The organism is Paenibacillus sp. PAMC 26794 (assembly GCF_000316035.1).
GTDB lineage: Bacteria > Bacillota > Bacilli > Paenibacillales > Paenibacillaceae > Paenibacillus.
This window is the reverse complement of sequence record NZ_ANHX01000059.1, coordinates 51208-74258: the sequence shown is the minus strand read 5'-3', so window position 1 is coordinate 74258 and position 23051 is coordinate 51208. Positions and strand designations below refer to the sequence as shown.

At 45.9% G+C, this 23051-nt stretch carries 23 protein-coding genes; 20 read left to right on the top strand and 3 right to left on the bottom strand.

The features are described from left to right. Nucleotides 1-279: 279 nt before the first annotated feature. Nucleotides 280-633, top strand: a complete 354-nt coding sequence (locus D829_RS0120610) for a FlxA-like family protein (RefSeq protein ID WP_017690823.1) — start codon at nucleotides 280-282, stop codon at nucleotides 631-633. A gap of 160 nt (nucleotides 634-793) precedes the next feature. On the opposite strand, the gene D829_RS0120605 is transcribed toward D829_RS0120610, so the two are convergent. After that, complete coding sequence (locus D829_RS0120605) at nucleotides 794-2149, bottom strand: MATE family efflux transporter (protein ID WP_017690822.1); 1356 nt, start codon at nucleotides 2147-2149, stop codon at nucleotides 794-796. Between the two features lie 162 nt (nucleotides 2150-2311). Between D829_RS0120605 and D829_RS0120600 the strand changes: the two genes are divergently transcribed. From D829_RS0120600 to D829_RS0120555, 10 genes are all read left to right on the top strand, one after another. Beyond that, entirely contained in the window at nucleotides 2312-3046 is a 735-nt protein-coding gene (locus D829_RS0120600) for a class I SAM-dependent methyltransferase (RefSeq protein ID WP_017690821.1), read from the top strand. A 230-nt stretch (nucleotides 3047-3276) separates the two neighbouring features. After that, nucleotides 3277-3855: an RNA polymerase sigma factor gene (locus tag D829_RS0120595; protein WP_017690820.1), complete on the top strand. Its 579-nt coding sequence runs from the start codon at nucleotides 3277-3279 to the stop codon at nucleotides 3853-3855. Then, on the top strand, nucleotides 3852-5135 hold the full coding sequence (locus D829_RS0120590) for a hypothetical protein (protein WP_017690819.1): 1284 nt from the start codon (nucleotides 3852-3854) through the stop codon (nucleotides 5133-5135). Before D829_RS0120595 ends, D829_RS0120590 begins: the two co-directional genes overlap by 4 nt. Nucleotides 5136-5202: 67 nt before the next feature. Continuing rightward, the gene (locus D829_RS0120585) at nucleotides 5203-5661 is read left to right on the top strand and encodes a DUF523 domain-containing protein (protein ID WP_017690818.1); all 459 of its coding nucleotides are present in this window, start codon (nucleotides 5203-5205) and stop codon (nucleotides 5659-5661) included. A gap of 195 nt (nucleotides 5662-5856) precedes the next feature. Further along, the gene (locus tag D829_RS0120580; RefSeq protein ID WP_017690817.1) at nucleotides 5857-7602 is read left to right on the top strand and encodes a methyl-accepting chemotaxis protein; all 1746 of its coding nucleotides are present in this window, start codon (nucleotides 5857-5859) and stop codon (nucleotides 7600-7602) included. Between the two features lie 209 nt (nucleotides 7603-7811). Then, a complete protein-coding gene (locus tag D829_RS0120575) occupies nucleotides 7812-8489 on the top strand; it encodes an NAD(P)H-dependent oxidoreductase (RefSeq protein WP_017690816.1) in 678 nt (225 codons plus the stop codon). Continuing rightward, nucleotides 8490-9035: an NAD(P)H-dependent oxidoreductase gene (locus D829_RS31635; RefSeq protein WP_051154035.1), complete on the top strand. Its 546-nt coding sequence runs from the start codon at nucleotides 8490-8492 to the stop codon at nucleotides 9033-9035. A 114-nt stretch (nucleotides 9036-9149) separates the two neighbouring features. Continuing rightward, nucleotides 9150-9461, top strand: coding sequence for a helix-turn-helix transcriptional regulator (locus D829_RS0120565; protein ID WP_017690814.1), 312 nt, complete (start codon nucleotides 9150-9152; stop codon nucleotides 9459-9461). A 159-nt stretch (nucleotides 9462-9620) separates the two neighbouring features. Further along, nucleotides 9621-10655 carry an LLM class flavin-dependent oxidoreductase gene (locus tag D829_RS0120560; protein ID WP_017690813.1) on the top strand — a complete coding sequence of 345 codons (1035 nt, stop codon included), beginning with the start codon at nucleotides 9621-9623 and terminating at the stop codon, nucleotides 10653-10655. Between the two features lie 307 nt (nucleotides 10656-10962). Then, a complete protein-coding gene (locus D829_RS0120555) occupies nucleotides 10963-12123 on the top strand; it encodes an AI-2E family transporter (RefSeq protein ID WP_017690812.1) in 1161 nt (386 codons plus the stop codon). Between the two features lie 151 nt (nucleotides 12124-12274). Here D829_RS0120555 and D829_RS0120550 read toward each other — a convergent pair whose 3' ends face one another. Continuing rightward, the gene (locus tag D829_RS0120550) at nucleotides 12275-12646 is read right to left on the bottom strand and encodes a metalloregulator ArsR/SmtB family transcription factor (RefSeq protein ID WP_017690811.1); all 372 of its coding nucleotides are present in this window, start codon (nucleotides 12644-12646) and stop codon (nucleotides 12275-12277) included. A gap of 227 nt (nucleotides 12647-12873) precedes the next feature. On the opposite strand from D829_RS0120550, the gene D829_RS0120545 reads away from it, so the two are divergent. From D829_RS0120545 to D829_RS0120515, 7 genes are all read left to right on the top strand, one after another. Next, nucleotides 12874-15213, top strand: coding sequence for a heavy metal translocating P-type ATPase (locus D829_RS0120545; RefSeq protein WP_017690810.1), 2340 nt, complete (start codon nucleotides 12874-12876; stop codon nucleotides 15211-15213). A 196-nt stretch (nucleotides 15214-15409) separates the two neighbouring features. Continuing rightward, on the top strand, nucleotides 15410-15775 hold the full coding sequence (locus tag D829_RS32610) for an SdpI family protein (RefSeq protein WP_193748492.1): 366 nt from the start codon (nucleotides 15410-15412) through the stop codon (nucleotides 15773-15775). A gap of 191 nt (nucleotides 15776-15966) precedes the next feature. Beyond that, on the top strand, nucleotides 15967-16419 hold the full coding sequence (locus D829_RS0120535; protein ID WP_017690808.1) for a MerR family transcriptional regulator: 453 nt from the start codon (nucleotides 15967-15969) through the stop codon (nucleotides 16417-16419). A gap of 230 nt (nucleotides 16420-16649) precedes the next feature. Further along, nucleotides 16650-17870: an MFS transporter gene (locus D829_RS0120530; protein ID WP_017690807.1), complete on the top strand. Its 1221-nt coding sequence runs from the start codon at nucleotides 16650-16652 to the stop codon at nucleotides 17868-17870. An 18-nt stretch (nucleotides 17871-17888) separates the two neighbouring features. Next, the gene (locus tag D829_RS0120525; protein WP_017690806.1) at nucleotides 17889-18311 is read left to right on the top strand and encodes a universal stress protein; all 423 of its coding nucleotides are present in this window, start codon (nucleotides 17889-17891) and stop codon (nucleotides 18309-18311) included. Between the two features lie 241 nt (nucleotides 18312-18552). Then, nucleotides 18553-19977 carry an aldehyde dehydrogenase family protein gene (locus D829_RS0120520; RefSeq protein WP_017690805.1) on the top strand — a complete coding sequence of 475 codons (1425 nt, stop codon included), beginning with the start codon at nucleotides 18553-18555 and terminating at the stop codon, nucleotides 19975-19977. Between the two features lie 323 nt (nucleotides 19978-20300). Continuing rightward, a complete protein-coding gene (locus tag D829_RS0120515; RefSeq protein ID WP_017690804.1) occupies nucleotides 20301-21113 on the top strand; it encodes a TipAS antibiotic-recognition domain-containing protein in 813 nt (270 codons plus the stop codon). A gap of 151 nt (nucleotides 21114-21264) precedes the next feature. Here D829_RS0120515 and D829_RS0120510 read toward each other — a convergent pair whose 3' ends face one another. Beyond that, a complete protein-coding gene (locus D829_RS0120510; protein ID WP_017690803.1) occupies nucleotides 21265-21762 on the bottom strand; it encodes a GAF domain-containing protein in 498 nt (165 codons plus the stop codon). A 185-nt stretch (nucleotides 21763-21947) separates the two neighbouring features. Here D829_RS0120510 and D829_RS0120505 point away from each other — a divergent pair, with 185 nt between their 5' ends. After that, complete coding sequence (locus tag D829_RS0120505; protein ID WP_017690802.1) at nucleotides 21948-22244, top strand: hypothetical protein; 297 nt, start codon at nucleotides 21948-21950, stop codon at nucleotides 22242-22244. A 199-nt stretch (nucleotides 22245-22443) separates the two neighbouring features. Next, nucleotides 22444-23016: a GNAT family protein gene (locus D829_RS0120500; protein WP_026081309.1), complete on the top strand. Its 573-nt coding sequence runs from the start codon at nucleotides 22444-22446 to the stop codon at nucleotides 23014-23016. Nucleotides 23017-23051 lie beyond the last annotated feature (35 nt).

Sequence of the window (23051 nt, the reverse complement as noted above, 5' to 3'; positions counted from 1 at the left end):
AAGCAATAGGAAGACACACTTGATGATATCTAGTGTGTCTTTTTTGTGTTACTATTTTCTGCCGAGAAAGAACTAACTATATGATAAGACAGCATCAATATTTCATTTATATGAAGACTCTCAGTATTAATAATTGGACTACGGAGTAATGCTGATATACATACTTCCATCTGTTCGACTTCTGAATCTTAACTCGTTCAGCAACCTTTCAGTTGAATTTAACGTACGTTGCAGTGGGATAGGGTATAGTGAAGCCAAGTAAAGAGGAGGAGAGCCATAATGAATATATCTTCTGCAGCCAGTTCCACTACATCTTACATATCTACATCTTCGAGTTCGGACAATTCAAGTAGCTTGGAGAAACAAAAGACGAAGCTTGAGGCTCAACTGGAGAAAGTGCAATCCAGTAAGGACGATGAGCAGACTAAGGAGACAAAGACCAAACAGCTTGAACAGCAGATCAAGCAGGTTGAGGCACAGATTGCACAGCAAAGCTCTCAAGGAGCCGGTACAACTGCTACGAAGGAGGCATCACCTGCCCAACCTCCATCCAATGGAATGGGCGTAGCTACCTCTAAGGAAATTGCAAACGCAACGACAGATAGTAATGGCCGATTTGATATACGTATCTAATTACATCTAAATTTAGGATAAAACAAAAGCCCTGACCGATCTATATTATTGATCGTGCAGGGCTTTGGTTTATTTGTTTGTTAGATTATTTATGAGGTCTACCTACATTCTATTTACGTTCCATTGATTTTCTATCTGTTGCTGTTATTACCTGGTAACGTTATTCAGACTGCAACGCGTTGATTCGATCCGTAAGGGATCGTTTTCTATAGTACACGGCTATGGTTGCGAGAACCAGCATTTCGGACAGCGGTACGGCAAGCCATACACCCGTGACACCAAAGAAGGAAGGGAGAATCGCAATCAACGCAATCATGATGATCATTTCACGCGCGGCTGTAATCCATATAGCCATTTTGGCATTACCTACAGATTGGAAATAGGTGCTCATGACAAAGTTAACACCCATAAAGACATAGGCAAATGTAAATATACGTAATCCGTAAACGGCATTATCCGTTACGCCACTACTGAAGTTTCCAAAAATTTGTACGAAATAAGGTGCACCGATCTGAACAACAACCAGTAACAATAGACCGCATGCGAGAGCCGTTTTGGTGGCTAACCGTATCGTTTGTTGTACCCGTTTAATCTGATTGGCACCGTGATAATAGCTGATCAGAGGTTGGGCAGCAGACGCCAGACCGAGGAAAGCCAACAATACAACACCATGAATATAGTTCAACACGGTAAAGGATGCTACGCCATCCGTGCCCGCAATGCGGTCCATCGAGATGTTATGGGAGACAGAGAAGACCGACATGCCAAGTTCAGCCAGAAAGCTGGGGAAACCAATGAGTAGAAGGGAAGCCAGCAGTTTGTTGTTCCATTTGAACCGGGTGAACGTAAGATTATTTGTTTTTTTGAAAAAGTGAGTGAACAGGACAAGTAGCGCAAGAGACGCCGATACAATTGTACCGAGGGCCACACCGCGTACACCCCATTCGAGTACATATAATGTTATATAATTAATGATGATATTGGCCACAGCAAACGTAATCTGAGCGTACATGGACGTATTGGGATTCCCATCGTTTCGTACAAAAACAGAGAGCGCATTCTCAATGGTGAAGACAAACCCAAACAATAACATGATATTCATATAGTCCGAAGCAAACGGGAAGGTCTCGGCGTTAGCCCCGAGGGAGTATACCAGCTTGTCTTTGAACGTATATGCAGTATATCCAATGGCTATCGTAAATAGCATAATGAGCATAATGGATTTGGTGAAAATTTGTTTGGCTGATGTGATATCTTTTCTACCCATAGCGTTGGAGTACAACGTTGCCCCGCCCATACCAATCCACAGCGACATGGCAACAAAGAGCGTGTAGACAGGTGAGGCAATGCCGATCCCGGCCATCGCGGTAGAACCCAGTTTGTGTCCAACCATAATGCCGTCGATAATAAAATTAAAAGCAACTACCAGCATCCCCAATACAGAAGGCACAAGGTAGCTTATAAAAGCTTTACCTACAGATTGCCCTTCCAATGGATGCGTCCAATTCGTATTCATAATGACCTCCGTTAGTAAACTGAATGTTCATTCTGTATATAATAATACTGAACGTTCGTTCTGTATGATAACACGCCATGAATTCTCTTGGCAACTTTTGCGTTTAAATATCGTTTATGTGATAGAGTAGGTGGATATTTATAAGGCGGGAGGAATCTCTTGATGAAACAAAATAAATACGATGAAGCTGAGTTTTTCGACAACTATAGTAAGATGGCTCGTTCCGTTCAAGGGCTGGATGCAGCGGGGGAGTGGCATGAACTGCGGACTCTTTTGCCTGATTTGAAGGACAAGCGTGTGCTGGATTTGGGATGTGGTTTTGGGTGGCACTGCCGGTATGCGCGAGAGCAGCAAGCGAGTTCAGTGATCGGTGTAGATCTGTCTGAAAATATGCTTCAGCGTGCTCGTGAAATGACGGACGACCCGCAGATCCAGTACGCGCAGCTGGCGATTGAAGATATTGATTTTGCACCGGGACAATTCGACGTTGTGATCAGTTCACTTGCTTTGCATTATATTGAAAGATTAGACACGGTGTACGCTAAGATCAATGATTGTCTCGTAGAAGGGGGCACATTTGTACTATCTTCCGAACATCCCATCTTCACCGCTCGCGCTGCGCAGGATTGGCATTACGGACCCGAAGGTGAGATTCTTCACTGGCCCGTGGATGATTACCACGATGAAGGGGAACGTGTGGCGAACTTTTTGAATCAGGATGTGGTCAAATATCATCGCACACTGGCAACACATCTCAATGAACTGATTAAGGCGGGGTTTGCTATTCAACAGGTGGCTGAATCCAAACCATCACCGGAGATGATTGAACAGGTTCCAGACATGAGAGAAGAGAATCGGAGACCGATGTTTCTGATGATTGCTACGGTTAAAGTATGATGTAGAAAGTGATTCGTTAGACTAGAGGGCAGAAAGAAACTGAGGAAGTGGAGCTTTCGCCTAAAAGCTTTCTGATAGAGATTTCTAACTAAGCAAACTTGAAGGAATCAGCGTGTTCAGTGATGTAGAACATGCTGTTTTTTATTTTGCTAGAATAAATAAGAAATAATGTCCAAAACAGGGAACCAAACCACATTAGTCTCAGTCATATTAAGTGAGGTGAACAACAGTTGGATGATCAATTACTGGCACAGGCTCAGACCATAGACAATTACACACTTAGCAGCATAATGGATGACTACGGAAATGACGTGTGGAATTATGCTTATTTTCTGACCAAAAGTGCCGAACAGGCAGATGAATTGTCACAGGAGGTATTTATTCGGGCGTATTCGGGGATCGCTCATTATCGTGGAGATTGCTCATTGAAAACATGGCTGTTGACGATTACTAGAAACACGACTTTTACATATCGAAAATCCAGATTTTTTCGTAACAGTCTGTGGGGAGAGACGTTACCCATTGAGACAGAGCATGGGGATTCGAGCCAAAGAGTCATGATTGCAGAGCAGCCTGCACATCCTTCGGCCGAGATGGAAGTGATGCGTAAGGAGCATATCCATGAAATCTGGGATATTGTTCTGGCGTTGCCGAAGAAGTTCCGGGAGATTCTTTTGCTGAATCTGAAGTATGAGCTTACGACGAGTGAGATTGCTGAGATGTTGAAAATCAGCTTAGGCACAGTAAAATCCAGACTATCCCGAGGTAAGGATAAGGTACGGAAACAATGGGAGGAGCGAAGCAAATGAGACACAAGGCTGAGCAATGGGAGAAGGAAATCCGGAAGGGACCGTTTGCGTCGTCTCCTTTTACAGAAGATCACAAGCGGAGTGTGCTTCAACAGGTGGAGTGGATGGAGAAGTCGGAAGAGGGAAGCAAGGGAGGTAGGTCAGAAGAAAGTTCCAGATCATCCAGGCCGTTTAGACCGCAAGTGAACAATGCGTCACACAAGCGTCGCCCTAGAAGAGGGCCTCTTGTTGCCAGCACGGGTGCGTTGGTTATTGCTGCTGGATTGTTCCTATGGATCTGGGATGATGGACAGCTGGTGAAACCCGTGATCGAGCAGGTCTATCCGACAGTAGCGTTACAGTTATCCGATGGTTTGAACACGAATCTGCTAACCGACAAAATGAAAAGAAATGTTGCAATTACGATGCGAGACGATCTGGGTAAACAGCTGAAGATTACGAAAGTGGAAGACTTGCCTGTGTCCGGCAGAATATATGTAGAGGCTGGTAGCGAAAGTGAGAAGGAGTATGCGCAGATATGGCTCGATGCGACAACAGGAAATCTGCGTGAAGTACAGATGAGACGTGAGATGCAGCCAAGCGAGCTGGAACACCGTTATCTGCGTCAAGTTCCATCGCTTTTGCAAAGTATAGGCAGCACTCCAACGCTTAAACCTGCATCAGTCCAACGTTTTGTGAGTATGAAGCAAGGGGAATTGGAGCCGATATCACATACAACATTAACGTTAGAAAATGAGACTGGCGATGGTTATGGGGAGATTGTATGGCAACAGGACAAGGCAGTATCGATCACAGGAGACCTTAGACCTGATCAAATATCCCAGGCAGCGCTGGCGGATGCCAGAAAAGCAATTGAGGCACTGTCTGGTAAAGCCAATCTTGATCTGGTTAGAGCAAGCCGAAGCAAAGATGATGAACTTGGCAAGGATACAATCTTTTTTTCCTTTAAAGATAACTACTTTGTGCAGATGACCGAAGGAAAAGAGGGCTTGGGCTATACCGTAGGGGATGCTAATCATTATGAGCAAGACTTTGCAGACTGGGAAGAAATAGAGGCTTATTATAAGGAACTATATAACATAAAGGAGTCTCTTCTTAGAGGAGAAGTAGAACCTATAATTAAAAAAATATTTAAAATGGATCTTCAAGCGTATAAACTTCACCGTAATCCTGACCATCCAGGCATGGTCACATTTGAACTGGAGTCGAGCACGGATGTTTTTCAGGTTGAATACAGGGAAGATGGACGGATCAAGATGATCACCAGGGGCGAGTCATAGGGCTTGATCTTATATGTTACAATTTACTTCATAGTGGAATAGATGGAATGGGTATAAGGAGATAACGATGAAATATTTGGTGAGTTCATGTCTGGCAGGGGTAGCTTGCCGTTACAATGGAACAGCGAGCCTGGATGAGAAGATTCAGGAGCTTGTGGAGCAGGGGCAGGCTAAGATGGTATGTCCGGAGCTGCTTGGCGGATTCTCCACTCCACGGGAACCGGCTGAAATTATTGGTGGCACGGGTAAGGACGTACTGGCAGGCACTGCAAAAGTGATCGAGAAAAGTGGCAAGGACGTCACAGAGCTGTATATTAAGGGAGCCTATCAGACGCTCGAATGGGCGCGAGAATTGAATGTATCGTGTGTGGTATTAAAGGAGTTTAGTCCGTCCTGTGGTACAGAGATGATCTATGATGGGAATTTTGCCAATCACAAGGTAACTGGAGAAGGTGTCACCTCAGCATTGCTGCGACAAGAAGGATATACCGTCATTTCTGAGAATGAATGGATGGAGCAACTATAGGTCGCACAGATATCGTTTCATATTCACAGAGAAGCCGCTGGATTATATCCTGGCGGCTTTTCTGTTGTCTCCCATTACTTTTCTCATTAGATGAATAAAGTCAATTTTCCTGAAATGCTAACAAACAATATGGATACATACGATATAGATATAAGATATATAAGGCTATCTACTATTTAAAGTGGGGGAATAATCATGTCAATTCAGTCTAAGCCAAAATATAAGAAAGGAAATAAACTCAAAAATATGAAATTAACAACAACGATGATCATCATGACTGTGATTAGTCTAATCGGCTTGTTTACTGTCTTTCTGATTGGGATTTTCGGAATGAACGAAGCAAAAACGGGACAAGGTATCCTCTACAATGACCGCTTTCAGCATCAAACCAATGTTCTTGAATTGAAAAGTAATTTCTATAATATGCGCGCCAATTATACAAAGGTTCTTGATAATGCAGAGTATACCGACAAACAGTACGATCAGGTTCAGAAAGGTAAGAAGAGTATCACGGATGGCTTGAATGAATTTTCAGCAAGAACATTGGATACCAAAGAAAAAGAGATATTTGCAGATTTGGTAGCAAAGATGGATACATATTATCAGGATATTGAGCAAATCATGGATACCAAAAAGATGTCGGGCACCTACGATAGTGAAGAAAGAGGAATAATTAACAAAAGCAGTACAGCGATTGTGGAGACGATCACCCTTTTGAGTGCGTATAACGAAGAAGAGTCAGCCAAGCTCTATGCGGATACACAAGAAGTGATTCAGCAGCGGGCATTGGTGCTCGGTTCGGTTCTTTTGTTATCACTCGCAGCACTCATTCTTATTTCATTTGTAATGATTCGCAGTATACGTCAACGAATGAAAGCAATCACCCGTTATTGTGAAGAAATAACACAAGGCAACTTAACGACATCCTTAGATCCTCATCTAACACAGGGAAATAATGAGATAAGTGTCATCGCACGAGCTATTCGTACAATGACCGATTCCACAACAAATGTCATTCGTGGTGTCATTCAGGAATCACATCATATCAACCAGGTTAGCGATCTTACCAATCAGAACATGGCTGGTCTGAATGAACGAATTCGTGAAGTATCAGCTACAGTTGAAGAGCTCTCGGCTGCAATGGAAGAGGCTTCAGCCCATACGGAAAATATGAATCATTCGGCTGCTGAGATGCAACAAGGAGCTGAATATATATCGGAACAGACATCTAAACAAGCAGAATCCGCCTATGTGACCAGCACGAAGGCTGAAAAGTTGAAGCAGGAAGCCCGCGAATCGAGCCGAGCAGCCATAGACATGTATGATCATACGAGTAAAAAGATGTCAGAAGCGCTGGAACGTGCAACAGCTGTAGATCAGATTGGTATATTATCTCAGTCTATTTTGGATGTTACAGCGCAGACTAATCTGCTTGCACTCAATGCATCCATTGAAGCTGCAAGGGCTGGAGAAGCAGGCAGGGGTTTTGCGGTTGTAGCAAGCGAGATTCGAAAGTTGGCTGATGATTCCAGACAGGCTGCCGATCAAATTCAGCAGGTCACGGAAGAAGTTATGCAGTCTGTAACCAATCTGTCCTCGAATGCCAAAGAGTTGCTATCCTTTATGTTCAATCAGGTTGGCAAAGATTATAAATTATTGGAAGATACAGCTGAACAATATTATGTCGATTCCCTTGATCATGCCAATGCAGTTAAAGATCTCAATGCAACCTCACAACAAGTGACTGCGAATATCAAAATACTAGTGGGCTCCATTCACGAGATTGCATCAGCCAGTGAACAATCAGCCGCATCCAGTCAGGAAATCGCAGGACATATGGTCGCCTCTGCTGCGCAATCTGTGGAAGTAGTTAAACAATCTGATCAAGTCAAAGACAGTGCATTAAATCTGAATAAGCTGGTTCAAGATTTCAAAATTTAAAAGGAAAGAGTCGTAGATAATCCACTAGGCCATGTAAGTGCCCAGTGGATTATTGCTGTCTTTCATCCAATACTTACTTTTATAAACCAAGAAACAATAATGTGCGTACTTTTAATTTATACGTATAGGTCCTAAACTAATACTTGAGATGAAATAACTTAAACATTATTGTTCAACATAAAAAAATATATAAAAGGACGTGGAGCTCCATGGAAGTTACAGCAAAGTCAAAGACAAAGGAAGACATCTTAAAGGCTTATCATTACCGGCATGCAACAAAGATATTTGATGATACCCGCAAAATCTCGGATGAGGATTTCCAATTTATATTGGAAACAGGCAGATTATCTCCAAGTTCCATTGGTCTTGAACCGTGGAAGTTTCTGATTGTACAAAATCCGAACCTGCGTAAGCGTCTGTCCGAATTCTCTTCCGGCGCGCAAAAGCAATTGGCTACAGCAAGCCATTTTGTTGTTATTTTGGCCCGATCGGATGCCAGTTATAATTCTCCTTATGCGGAGTACATGTTGAAGGAAACAAAGGGAATGCCAAATAACGTATTTGAGCTAACAAGTGAGGCTTATGGAAAGTTTCAAAATAACCAGAAGATTCTGGATAATCCACGATCATTATTTGACTGGGCATCTAAACAAACTTATATTGCACTTGGCAACATGATGACGGCGGCAGCTCAGATCGAGATTGATTCTTGTCCAATCGAAGGTTTCAGCCGTGAGGGCGTCCACCGTATTATGGAAGAAGAGGGCTTGCTCGAAAATGGCGCATGGGGCGTCTCTATGATGGCAGCCTTCGGTTATCGGGCAGAGGAGCCCCAGCGTGAGAAGTCCCGACAATCCGTTGAGAAAATCACGCAATGGATTAACTGAATTCAGCATGAATACGCAATCCTCAATACTGCTGTAGAAGCTCTCGAAGCTCAAGGCCATGAAGTGGTTGTCCGTGACTTGTATAAGCTTGGATTCCAACCCGTACTGACTGAAGCTGACACAGCTTCCATGCGTGCAGGACAGACACCACAGGATATCGCTACAGAGCAACAGTTTGTTACAGATGCAGAAGTTATCACATTCATCTATCCGATCTGGTGGACAGGTCTTCCTGCCATTATGAAAGGATATGTTGACCGTGTATTCGCATATGGTTTTGCATATGCAGCGGGTGAAGCGGGAATCGAGAAATTGCTGACAGGCAAAAAAGGCCTCATCATCAACACACATGGTACACCAAGTGAAATTTATGATCAGATTGGCATGACAGCTGGATTGAAAATAACTTCAGACGTAGGTATCTTCGATTTTGTAGGCATTGAAGCCGTAGATCATCTGCTCTTTGGTAGTATTGGATACCTGGATGCACCCGCATATCAAGCCATGTTGGATCAGGTTAAACAGACGGTAACAACCAAATTCTAATATAGATGTTGGTTCCCTATAGGGATTCCATATGATAGCAGACCGACTCGATCATGAGTCGGTTTGTTTGTTCATGTGTTTGCAAAATGGAGGAAAGGGGGTATAATCGTACCCATGGAACCTATACTTATATTTAAAGCGTTATCGAACGAGACACGTAGACAAATCCTGTTGTGGCTCAAAAACCCGGAGCAACACTTCCCACCGCTGGAACTATCTCAGCATCCGGATGGTGGCAAGAACGGAATCTGTGTTGGCACGATTCAACTGAAGGCTGGACTGGCTCAGTCGGTTATCTCCAGTTATCTGCTGACTATGCTCAAGGCAGGGTTGCTGCTCTCCGAGCGAAGAGGACAATGGACGTATTATCGGCGCAACGAGGAGACGATCCGTCAGTTTGCCGAGTACGTGCAGAACGAGTTATAAGCCGGATGCCGGAACGGAAGCTAGGATGCATATGCAGGCAGGGATTCCGTCCGGATGTAAACGGCTAGTTTATCATCACATCATCATATCCAGCTGTGATTTAATTAATCTATATATCTGGATATACAAAAATATAATCATCGAGGAGATTAAACGATAATGACTACAGAAAATACGGCTTCATCCCATAAAGAACACATCAATGACGTTAAGCTTTCCATTCTGGATCTGGCTCCAGTCGTTGTAGGTGCAACACCTGCTGATGCTTTGCGCAACAGTCTCGATCTGGCACAGCATGCTGAGCGTTGGGGATATCACCGTTACTGGGTAGCTGAACATCACAACATGCCGGGTATTGCTTCTTCCGCAACTTCGGTCGTTATTGGATATCTGGCTGGTGGAACCAAAACGATTCGTCTGGGTTCAGGAGGCATCATGTTGCCCAACCATGCACCGCTTGTCATCGCTGAGCAGTTCGGCACACTGGAATCCTTGTATCCTGGCAGAATTGATCTGGGACTGGGTCGCGCACCGGGTAGTGACCGCCGTACATCGCTTGCGCTACGCAAAGATCTGAACAGTGGAGAAGATTTCCCTGAGCTGTTGGCAGAACTTAGAGCATACTTTGATGCTTCGGCGACGTCTTATCATGCGCCTGTTCGCGCAGTTCCAGGAGAAGGATTGAATATTCCAATTTACCTCTTGGGGTCCAGTGATTTCAGTGCACGTCTGGCAGGTCAGCTAGGATTGCCGTTTGCTTTTGCCAGCCACTTCTCGCCCGATTACACCCGGATTGCATTAGAGACGTATCGAAACAACTTCCAACCATCTGAAAGCTTGAAGGAGCCACATGTGATTGTTGGTGTCAACGCTGTTGTTGCGGATACAGACGAGGAAGCAGCATGGCTGGGTACAACGATGCAACAGCAGTTCCTGAACATTATTCGTGGCACAACGGGTTTGGTACAGCCTCCGGCAGAGATGGAAGGCAAATGGACGGACCGTGAGAAAGCTGGTGTTGAGCAGACGCTCAAGGCTGCTGTTAATGGTTCACCAGAAACGGTACGTGGACAGCTGGAATCCTTCATTCGGCAGACACAGGCAGATGAGCTGATTATTACGTCGATGATCTATGATCATAAGGCACGTCTGCATTCCTATGAGTTAATCGCACAATTGGCGGGAAAAGCTTAATCTTCATTTTCAGCGTAAAAGCTGGCTTATGGTAGCCTATAGCTATAAATTTACGGTTCGTCTCCCAGTGAGGCGAGCCGTTTTTGGATAGGGAGAATTTGCAAATGATTGGTGTGGGGCAGAAGTCTCATTTTGGGGTAAAATGACTTTACCGGTTTAATTTGAAACGGTTAATCAGCACCATACGTATAAATCCAGAGTGTTATACATATGTTGGCTTGTACAAGGTGTTTTTTTCGTGTGTGGGCATTTATTTAGCTTTATAGTTTAGTTTTGATTAAGGGTCATAAGAGAGGACGACACGCCTATGGAGCAACCTGAGCAACCCCGCGTTTGGCCGGAGCGGTTCAAGCGATTTTTTCTTAACAACAAGTTTGTCCTATTTCTGCTGATTCTGCTGTTGGTGGGGCTGAACGTGATGGTTCTGACCAAAGTATCCTTTGTTCTTCATCCGTTCGCAGTACTCATCAAAACCATTGTGCTACCTATTATTCTGTCAGGCATACTCTACTATCTGCTGAATCCGATTGTGGATGTGATGGAAAGATGGAAAATCAAGCGTGGCTGGTCCATTCTGATTCTCTATCTTGCAATTGGAGGCATTCTGACGGTCGTTGTGCTGGCGGTCATTCCGGTTGTGCGTAACCAGATTGTGGGGCTGATTGAAAATTTCCCAACGTACAGTGAGACAGTAAAACAGCAGTTTGAGGAGCTTACGGGCAGTAAATTGTTCGGTCAGTTCCAGGAAACGGTGAATCTGAATTCACAGGACTGGTGGGGAACAATTTCCCAAAAGGCTACTGAAATTCTGAACTCGACCTGGACTAAATTGGGTGGGTTCCTCGGAGCCTTCACGGAGACCGTGCTGTCTATCGTAACGGTTCCGTTTATCCTGTTCTATCTGCTGAAAGACGGCAAGAAGCTACCAGCGAAAATTCTGTCTTTCCTGCCGATCAAGAGCCGTACGGGCGCAATGCATGTGCTGGAAGACATCAATCACCAGATCAGTTCATTCATTCGTGGACAGATTATCGTCAGCTTCTGCATCGGTATTCTGCTCTACATCGGTTATATGGTCATTGGTCTGGATTATGCACTGATTCTTGCAATTATCGCATCGTTCACGAGTGTTGTTCCGTATCTGGGACCAGCAATTGCAATTACACCTGCGTTGATCGTGGCCCTGGTTACTTCACCGGTGATGCTGCTCAAGATGGTTGCCGTATGGACAATCGTGCAGTTAATCGAGGGTAAATTCATCTCACCACAGATCATGGGCAAAACGCTGAAGATTCATCCGATCACGATTATCTTTGTCATTCTGACTTCGGGTAATCTGTTTGGAGTCGTGGGCATTCTGCTGGCTGTTCCAGGATACGCGGTGCTGAAAGTATGTGTATCGCATATCTTCAACTGGTTCAAGGACAGATCCGGCCTGTACGATCCAAACAAGAACAATCTTTTATAACCAAAGTGGCAAGCTCCTATTGATCGGTAATCAGAAGATCTAGTCACTTTGTATCCTGTATAAAACGGTACCCTTACCAAGAAGAACCCCCATCCATCGGCATATAGCCGAGAGGCGGGGGTTCTTCTGCATGAACAAGCTTGGCTGCTGCCTAGCTGTGTTTAATATGTTGGAGCGTTTGCAGGAAAATCTGCTCAATATGAGCATCATCCAGAGAGTAGTACACCGTCTTGCCTTCCTTGCGCCGCTTGACGATCCGCATGTTGCGGAGAGAACGCAGCTGGTGTGAAATGGCCGACTGTCCCATGTCGAGCAGAACCGTCAGGTCATGAACACATAATTCCTTCTGTAAAAGCGCATCAATAATACGTAGACGTGTGGGATCACTGAATGCCTTGAACCAATCTGCCATCTCGGAAGAGGTCTCCCGATCTATGAGTGAAGTGCGAATCGTCTGCACATCGGCTTCTGTACCTAAGCAGGCTGCATCACATTCGCTTGGTGCTTTAACCGGTTGTTCCATTTCCTATCACCGCCTATGTTAACAACTATAGCTCTATTATATCCAAAACCCGCCTAAAGCGAAATGATTACTATTAGCATAATCTGTATGAAAAATCAACAACGATTGTTGACACTCATGTTTAGGCGTGCATATAATAGGGGTAACCAAACATATGAATGAGTGCTCATATATTGAATACAATTGAAATATAACATCGTTTTTGTACTGCAAAGGGGAGAATTCACATGGGAACCGGACAGGAACAGGTGAAAAGAGAACTGCTGCTTGATGGACTGGATTGTGCGAACTGCGCATTGAAGATCGAGAATGGCGTCAAAAAAATTAAGGGCATTAACGAATGCTCTGTCAATTTTGTTACCAAAACATTATCGCTACACACCACTTCCGACATGGATGAACAGGTAGTGGAAGAAGCTAAGCGCAAAGTGCTTAGGCTGGAGCCTCATATTCGCATTTCGGAAAAAGGAAAACACGTGAACGGAAATGCGCACACCCATACAGGGAGTGCGGCTGATTCGCACGACCATGGTCATGACCATGCCGGACATGATCATGGACATTCACATTCACATGGTAATCACTCACATACTCATGCTCATGGAGATTCGCAGGGCCAGGCACACGAGCACGGAAGTCATGCTGGAAATGATCACAGCGACACCGATGATCATGATGCTCATGCAGGCCATTCGCATGAACACGGTGCAGGCCAGACAAAAGTATTGCTTGCTCGTCTTGCTGCCGGTTCTGTGCTGCTCGCAGCTGCGATCTGGTCGCCGCTGGAGGGCTGGGCACAGTTTACTCTATATGCGCTAGCATATCTTATTGCCGGAGGAGACATCGTGCTCCAGGCGTCCAAAAATATCATCCGCGGTCAGGTGTTCGATGAATACTTCCTGATGTCCGTCGCTACCTTGGGTGCCTTTGCGATTGGAGAGTATCCGGAAGGGGTAGCCGTCATGCTCTTTTATCAGCTCGGGGAGCTGTTTCAGGGCATGGCGGTTAATCGGTCACGCAAGTCGATTCAGTCACTGATGGACATTCGCCCGGACTACGCGAATATCCTGACGGGTTCGGGTGACGAGACCCGGCGTGTATCTCCAGAAGACGTACGGATTGGTGATCGTATAGTCGTGAAAGCAGGAGAGCGAGTACCGCTGGATGGTATCGTTAGAGCTGGGCGTTCCATGGTGGACACTTCTGCTCTGACAGGTGAATCCGTACCTCGTGAGCTGGAGCCTGGAAGTGATGTACTGAGTGGATTTGTTAACAAGAACGGCTTGCTGACAATTGAAGTTACCAAAACGTTTGGTGAATCAACGGTATCCAAAATTTTGGACCTGGTGCAGAACGCGAGCAGCCGGAAAGCGAAAACAGAGCATTTTATTAGTAAATTCGCCCGATATTACACACCAGTTGTTGTTATCCTTGCAGCCGTGATTGCATTTGTTCCGCCGTTGATACTTAGTGGTGCAACATTTGCCGACTGGATCTATCGTGCATTGGTCTTCCTGGTTATCTCATGCCCCTGTGCGCTGGTGGTCTCTATTCCACTTGGATTCTTTGGTGGTATCGGAGCAGCTTCACGTAACGGGATTCTTGTCAAAGGCAGTAACTACCTTGAAGCGTTGAACGATGTGAAAGTTGTTGTTTTTGATAAAACGGGTACACTAACCAAAGGTGTATTCAAAGTAACAGCCATTCGTCCACAAGGCGGACGCACGGAAGAAGAATTGATGAAGCTGGCAGCCATTGCCGAAGCGAATTCCAATCATCCGATTGCCGAATCCATTCGTGCAGCTTGGGCCAAAGATATTCCCACACAAGGTGTGGAAGGTTATGATGAAGTTGCCGGACACGGAATCAAGGTGAGCGTCGATGGTCGGGAAGTGCTGGCAGGCAACGCCAAACTAATGGAGCAGGCGGGTATATCCTATACCACACCAGAGACAGCCGGAACGATAGTCCACGTGGCTGAAGCTGGCATGTATGTTGGTCATCTGATCATTGCCGATGAAGTAAAGGATGATGCAGCCGCTGCCATTCAGGCACTTAAGAAACTCGGCATCCGCAAAACGGTCATGCTGACAGGCGATGCGAAAGCCGTGGGTGAAGCGGTAGGACGTGAGTTGGGTGTGGATGAAGTCTATGCTGAATTGCTGCCACAGGACAAAGTCGAACGTCTGGAGCAACTGGAAGCTGCCAAATCTCCAAAGGAGAAAATGGTGTTTGTCGGTGATGGTATCAACGATACACCTGTGCTGGCACGCGCTGACGTGGGCGTAGCGATGGGTGGACTCGGTTCAGATGCCGCGATTGAAGCGGCAGATGTGGTCATCATGACAGATGAACCGTCGAAACTAGCGAGTGCAATCCGCATTGCTAAGCGTACACGAATGATTGTGTGGCAAAATATCGCGTTTGCTTTGGGGGTTAAAGCGATCTTCCTGTTACTCGGTGTGTTTGGCATAGCTACCATGTGGGAAGCGGTATTCTCGGATGTCGGTGTCACGGTGCTGGCTGTCCTGAACGCCATGCGTGTACTTCGTGTGAAGAATATCTAAGTTTACGAAACGATCCAGGCGGCTCTTCGTATATACGTAGAGCCGTTTTTATATTTTTATGTAGATAAGTCTAACTAGACATTTACACGAGAACGGAGAGGACAGAAATAACCTGAAGAAGCGAAGCTGGTTATTCTGTCATCGGAGTGTCAGTGTGAGCAGGTCTATGGAAGACAACAGTGAAGGGGAGAACGTTTTGACAGGAGCAGTAGTAGGGATCATCATTGGAGTGTGTTATTTCATTCTGGGGTTTATGGTGTTCAAAAAACCACCTAAAATGATTAACGGAATATATGGTTATCGGACCCCGCGTGCAATGAGTAATCCCGAGTTATGGGACGAAGCGCAAAGTTACAGCGCCAATCTGATGATGCAATTTGGTGTGATTATCACAATATTCGGCATTATCGGTTTCTGGCTTACAGATGTACGAGCTTTGGTGCTGAGTCTGGTTGCTACAGGGTTCTATACGTTCAGACTATTTACCAGAGTTGAAGGCCGGTTGAAGCAAATGCAGCGTGCACAACAGCAGCAACAGCAACAGAATGAGCAGAACGTTTAAGTTAAAGTGAATGAATAGTGTACAGAGGAAGACCTGCGTGTGAAGCGGGTCTTTTTTTGTTGAAGATAGAGAAGCGAAGAGACTGTTAAACTCGCTAAGACTTCATACATAAACTCTAACGTTGACGTTAACGTTAAGATTATATATAATTATGTACATAACAATATAGACATATGAAAGAGGTGGGGGAAATGAGTTTATATAAAATTGATGACGTAGCCAAGGAATGCGGTTTGACCAAGCGAACCATTCGGTATTATGAAGAGATTGGGGTCATGCCTTCACCTCAGCGGACAGATGGCGGGACGCGGTTGTACACTCGGGAGGATATCGATTATCTGAAGAAGGTGGTTCGCGCCAAAGAGGTACTTGGATTCTCCCTTCAGGAGCTACATACCTATGTGGCAACGGCAGATGCCTTGAACGAACAACGTTTTGACTACCAGCAGTCGACCGAAGTGAGAGAACGGATCGAGAAACTCACCAAGATGGAAACAACGCTGGATGGTCAGTTGCAACTGATTGAGCAGAAACTTCAGAGCATACATGCCGTACAGACTGAACTGGAAGAGCTGCGTGAACGCGTTCGGAGCGGTATTCAGAAGTTACAGGCACATGATCCGCAGGGTGATGAAGACGGCTAACCGAATTAACATCTAATGTTTAATAAACAAAACTGTATACACATAATCGCTACATGGAGTGAGCATCATAGTACCTTTGGCGATCCTGTACAAACACCGGATGTTTCGGTGTCATTTGTGCCGTTTTGTTACCTCTATTCATGAAAATGAACGCAATATTTTCATCGTTTTCACTGCTATTTTCAAATAAAAAGTTTCACCACATAAATCATTCACAGGAGGAATTACGTATGAAAAGAGAGCCATCATTACCGGACGAATTGCCGTCATCACGTGGAGGCTTGCTGTCTCAACCGAGAGCGGTATGGGCGGTCGCCTTTGCATGTATCATATCCTTTATGGGTCTGGGTCTGGTTGACCCGATCTTGCCTGCAATTGCAGATCAGCTGCATGCTTCCAAAAGCCAGGTGTCGCTGCTATTTACCAGCTATAACGCTGTAACCGGGGTAGCGATGCTGATTACAGGTGTCGTATCCAGCCGGATTGGTGTGAAGTGGACGTTGCTCAGCGGTATATTATTGATTATTATCTTCTCCTTCCTCGGCGGTACCTCAGACACGGTAGGTGCACTGGTTGGTTACCGCGGGGGTTGGGGACTAGGGAATGCGTTGTTCATCGCAACGGCGTTATCTGCTATTGTGGGACTGTCCACGTCAGGGACAGCCAAAGCGATCATTTTGTACGAAGCAGCACTTGGTCTCGGGATTGCGGTTGGACCGCTGCTTGGTGGTGAGCTGGGTTCCATCTCTTGGCGCGGCCCGTTCTATGGGGTGGCTGTCCTGATGGCGATTGCCTTTATAAGCATTACATTTATGTTGCCCAAGATGGCCAAACCGAAAACACGCAGTTCTTTTTCCGATCCATTCAAAGCATTAAGTTATCCTTCACTGAAAACATTGGCGATTACCGCCTTCCTGTACAACTTTGGTTTCTTTACCTTGATGGCTTATTCACCTTATGTGATGAATCTGGATGAGCATGGCTTGGGTTATGTATTCTTTGGCTGGGGACTGATGCTGGCGATTACGTCTGTATTCGTCGCACCAAGATTGCAACGCCGATTCGGTTCGGTGCCGTCCATGAGTGTCATGCTTACATTGTTCGCGATTGATCTGGTTGTTATGGCAGTAGGTACGGTGATGGGTTCACCAACTACCGTTATTGTTGCAGTCATTGTAGCGGGGATTTTCCTTGGGATTAACAACACGTTGATTACAACGGCTGTTATGGAAGCTGCACCTGTGGAGCGTTCTGTTGCTTCTGCTGCATACAGTTTTGTTCGTTTCATGGGTGGTGCACTTGCTCCATGGCTTGCAGGTAAATTGTCCGAGTGGTTCCTGCCAGAAACGCCGTTTTATTTTGGCGCATTAATGGTTCTGATTGGTGTCGTGGTACTGCTGGTACGCCGTCATCATCTGCGGGATATCGATTACGCCATTACATCTCATTAATTCACAGGAGGAATTGCAATGCTGAAACATATATTGGTTGCTGTTGATGGATCGGATCATGCGCATAAGGCTTTGGAACAAGCACTGATCCTGGCTGAAGATATGAAACAACCCGCAAGTCTGTTGATCGTGCATGTTAATCCGGCCATCTCCATTAATGAACCTGCATTGGGTGTTGATCTGGAAGCTCGTATTGCCGAAGAAGGGCAACATATTATAGAACCGGTGACTAATCAATTGTACGGGCGTGACGTTGCGTATGAAACGCTGCTGATTGCAGGTGATCCCGTTAATGAGATCTGCCGTGTGGCGCGTGAACGAGATTGTGGAATGATCGTGATGGGTACCGGCGGGAAAGGCATGCTCGCAGAGATGATCGTGGGCAGTGTCAGCCATGGCGTGTTAAAACATGCAGATTGCCCCGTCCTGACGGTTAAATAGGTTGTGAAATCCTTTATAATGCAATAGCTCAAGATCGCCACAATGGCTCATCAGGTACGTTACAAGCTATGATTGCCGAAGACCGTAGTGGGTTGATGGAACAGAAATAGTGTATAAATAGATTATATAAATTGAACTGAACTTTTACATGAGACAGCGATTGTATGGTTGTTCTGTCATCGAAGTGGCAGTGTAATATTCTTTAGTTCAATAGGTTCGAAAAGAATGGAGGATGCAGCATATGAAAAAACAACATCTGTTTATCGGTGGCAAACCCACCGAATCCGTAGATTATAAAACACTTCAAGCACCATACTCCGGGGAAACGCTGGCAGAAGTCTCGTCGGCTTCAGCAGAGGAAGTGGAGGCTGCTGTTGCAGCTGCGGTTCAAGCTGGGAAGGCAATGCGCCAGATGCCTGCACATCAGCGTGCAGATATTCTGTACAAGTTGTCCTCCATGCTTGAAGAACGCAAGGAAGAAGCAGCGCGAATCATTGCACTTGAAGCGGCGAAGCCGATTACCGCAGCACTGGCCGAGGTTGACCGGACGGTGGAAACGTATCGTTTTGCCGCTGAAGAAGCCAAGCGACTGACCGGAGAGACGGTTCCGATGGATGCAGCCAAAGGTGGGGAAGGACGTATCGGCTATACGATGCGGCAACCTCTAGGTGTCATCGGTGCGATTACACCGTTTAATTTTCCAATGAATCTGGTAGCCCACAAGGTAGGTCCAGCGCTGGCAGCGGGCAATACGATTGTTCTCAAACCTGCGGAGCAGACGCCTCTGTCTTCCTATTACATCGCTAATCTGCTTCAGGAAGCCGGATTGCCGGATGGTGCACTGAACGTGGTGAGTGGTGACGGCAAAACCATTGGTGATGTGCTTGTTGAGCACCCTCGTGTTGCTCATATTACGTTTACAGGCAGTCCAGCGGTAGGCACGAGCATTCGTAGCAAAGCAGGACTAAAACGCGTGACATTGGAGCTTGGGTCGAATGCAGCAGTGATCGTGGATAAGGACGCAGATCTGGACAAAGTGGTTCCTCGTTGTGTGACCGGTGCTTTCACGTATCAGGGACAGGTATGTATCTCGCTACAGCGGATTTACGTACATCGTGATATTTCGGATGAATTCATCCAGCGTTTTGCTGAAGCAGCTAAACAAGTGGTGGTCGGAGACCCGCTGAGCCCGGATACGGTGGTTTCTGCGCTGATTACCTCCAAGGATGTACAGCGTACACTCGACTGGATTGAAGAAGCCAAACAGGCAGGGGCTGAGGTGGTAGCAGGCGGTCAAGCTGAAGGAGGCATTCTTCGTCCAACGGTATTGATTAACGTTCCGCGTGATGCCAAGGTATCCTGTCAGGAAGTGTTTGCACCCATCGTTGTGATCAATACGGTAGATTCCGTTGAAGAGGGTATTGAACATGTTAACGACTCAATATATGGGCTTCAGGCAGGCGTATTTACAAACGATATCCATACCGCCCTCCATGCTGTCGATCAGATCGAAGCAGGTGGAGTTATGATTAATGATATTCCCACATTCCGAGTGGATCACATGCCCTATGGTGGGGTGAAACAAAGTGGGATTGGGCGTGAAGGTGTAAAATATGCTGTAGAGGAAATGACGGAATTGAAGTTTGTCATGTTTAACAAAGGGTGATTCGCTTCGTATCCTGTGCCAGAATAATGGCACAGGTTTTTTTATATGAAGATCATGGAAAAAGTTTTCAAAAATACATGCGGATTCTTAGCCGACTGCGGGTTCACATCTGATGAGACGGGTATAACATAGTTAACATACCGCAACATAACTGACCAAACGCCGCTCATATCACCGAAGCATGATGTACCCATCCAGAGCACGAGCGGAATGAATCGGTACAGCATTGCCGAAAGTTTTATATTCTCTCATTATTCAAATAAAATGCAGTATGAATTAAGCCTGAACTCTGGAGTTGCAGGACAGGCAGGAGGTGTATTCAAATGGCATATTCCATGGTTGACGTATCGGGAATGTCAGGCGTAAGTCTGAACGAGCTGAGCCAGTATGCGGAGACAGGTCTTCTGAATCCTGCATTTGGGGATGTAGATGAGGACATCTATTATGAAAAGCAGGAATTATTGAGACTCCAGCAAATCCTTTTCTGTAAGGAAGTAGGTATGAAGGAGAATGAGATTGCCCCAATGCTCCGGGATAATCCTCAGGATGTCATACGCATCATGAAGCAGCATAGCATTGATATTCTGGAGAAGGCACTCCGTCTGCATGGATTGATTCAGACACTGGACAAAACGATCTCTCATTTGCAAGATGAAAAGGAAATCGATGAACATGAACTTTATTTCGGTTTTGTAAATAAGGGGCGTCACCAGTTGCTGAATGAATCGGGTTCTGACCCTGTAGTCACTAATGATATGAGCCATGTGCAGACAGACGGTGCTCAGAGGTCCGACATCCAATCTTCCAATTCATCCACATTGCCTGAAAATCAGGAGATGAAGTCAAAAGAAGATTATCTGGATTCCCAGGCGAAAATTGATCAAGTTCATCTGGACTTGCAACAGGCCATTGAGGATGGATTGGAGCCCGGTAGTGCGAAAGTACAACAGATTATTGGCAGGCATCTTGAATGGATCAAAGGTTATTATACACCCACAGCTGAGATCTATCGGGATTTGGCCAATCTGTATGTAGAGCATAAAAATTTCCGTCAGATGTATGATGGTTACCACCCGAGGCTGGCTGAATTCCTGCGGGATGGGATGATGATTAAAGCGGAACATGATTTATCCTAGATGCATAAAGTAACATGGGCGAGCAAGAACATGGGTGTGAATCATAATGGATAACAAAGAGCGCAAACCTCTGAGAGGACTGCGCTCTTTGTTATTACGGGTTCTTCATCATCGTGTGTGATGAGACTCCGATCACCTTATTCATCATTTCCTAAAGGGGTATGGTTGCCTCCAACTGCTCTGTGAGCAGGCTTACGGCTTTCTCCAGGAAGACGCGGTCTTCGTCGTCAAAACGGTTTTTGATCGGGCTGTCGATATCCAGCACCCCGTACAGTTCGCCGTTTTTAATAATCGGCACGACAATCTCACTGTTGGATGCTGCATCACAGGCAATGTGGCCTGGGAAGGCATGAACATCATCAACGACCAGGGTACGTTTTTCCGCAGCAGAAGTGCCGCATACACCACGTCCCAGTGGAATTCGGATACAGGCAGGCAGTCCTTGGAATGGCCCGAGGACCAGTTCTTTTCCATCATACAGATAGAAGCCGACCCAAGTGGTATCGGTCATAAATACATTGAGCAGCGCAGCAGCGTTCGCCAGATTGGCAATCGCACTAGGTTCATCGCGGATCAGAGCACTTAACTGTCCCAGGACGGCGGTGTGCTGCTCACTTCGTGTTCCTTCATAGGAAACAGCTTGAAACATGGTAAATCACCCTCCCGAGCAAAATGGTACTTATTTTCAAGATAGTGCAGAGGATGCGGTTAGTCAAGCGGAGGATTTCGGAAAGGGAAGGGAATACCTGAAGAATCCTCCTGTTTCTCAGCTTCTTGGGTGGGGTAATTACTTAGCAACCACGGAGGGCTATAACCCGGGAAGGAGCTTGGCTTATGCATGCAGAGGTACAGAATCTTTTTGTACGGATTCATCTACTATATATCGCGCAAAATCAGGATTTGAACGTTAGCGAGGCACTGCCTCTATTGGAAGAACGGGGATATCGCGTTGGAGAGCGGGAGATCAAGCAGGAGCTTGAACACCTGACACAGGAGAACTTCCTGACCGCCCACGGGGATCAATGGAGCCTAACCGGGACTGGCATTGAAGAATTCAAGGAAATCACGGCTGTGTTTGGCCGGGTTAGCGATGAATTACTGGGGAAGGGCAAGAAAACGTCCAAAGCTTAAAATTCATTTGGACAAGCCATGATTCCGTAATTCACTCAAACTTGAATGGATCCATACGTACAACAAGACCGGGAGCGAAATTGGCCCGGTTTTTTGACGTGTGTCCATGACTGAATAGTTGCCATTCGGCGCAGGTTATGATTAGATGACTAGTGAATATTATGGTCTGCGGAGATAGATCGGATCGGAGTGTCTTTATATGTATAAATGCAAAGGAAGAATTCCCGAAATGGAGACTGCGCGGCTTCGTCTGCGTAAAATGCGTCGCCGGGATGCGGCCCAGATGTTCGTATGCTGGTCAGATCGCGAGGTGACCCGTTACATGAATCTTGCACCCATGATTGGGACAAGCGAAGCGGCAGACATGATTGGACTGCTCAACCAAATGGCAGGAGAAGAGGATGCGATCCGCTGGGGGATTGAACTCAAAGAAACAGGCAGGCTCATCGGCAGCTGTGGCTTTAACACATGGCAGCTTGAAGGCGCATTCCGGGGTGAGATCGGTTATGAGCTAGGACGTGATTATTGGCGTCACGGTTATATGACGGAGGCTTTCTCGGCATTGCTGCCCTTTGGGTATGAGACCATGGGTCTTAATCGAATTGAAGCGCTGGTTGATCCGCGTAATCTGGCTTCCGGCGAGTTCCTGACAAACCGGGGCTTCACGCGAGAAGGGCTGCTGCGACAGGTGCAGCATACGTCCACCGGATACAAGGATATGGTGATGTATTCCATGTTGTATGATGAGTTCCTTCGTAAGAAAGGTAAATAAAAGAGAGAAACGAAGAGAGAAGGGTTTGTGTGAAT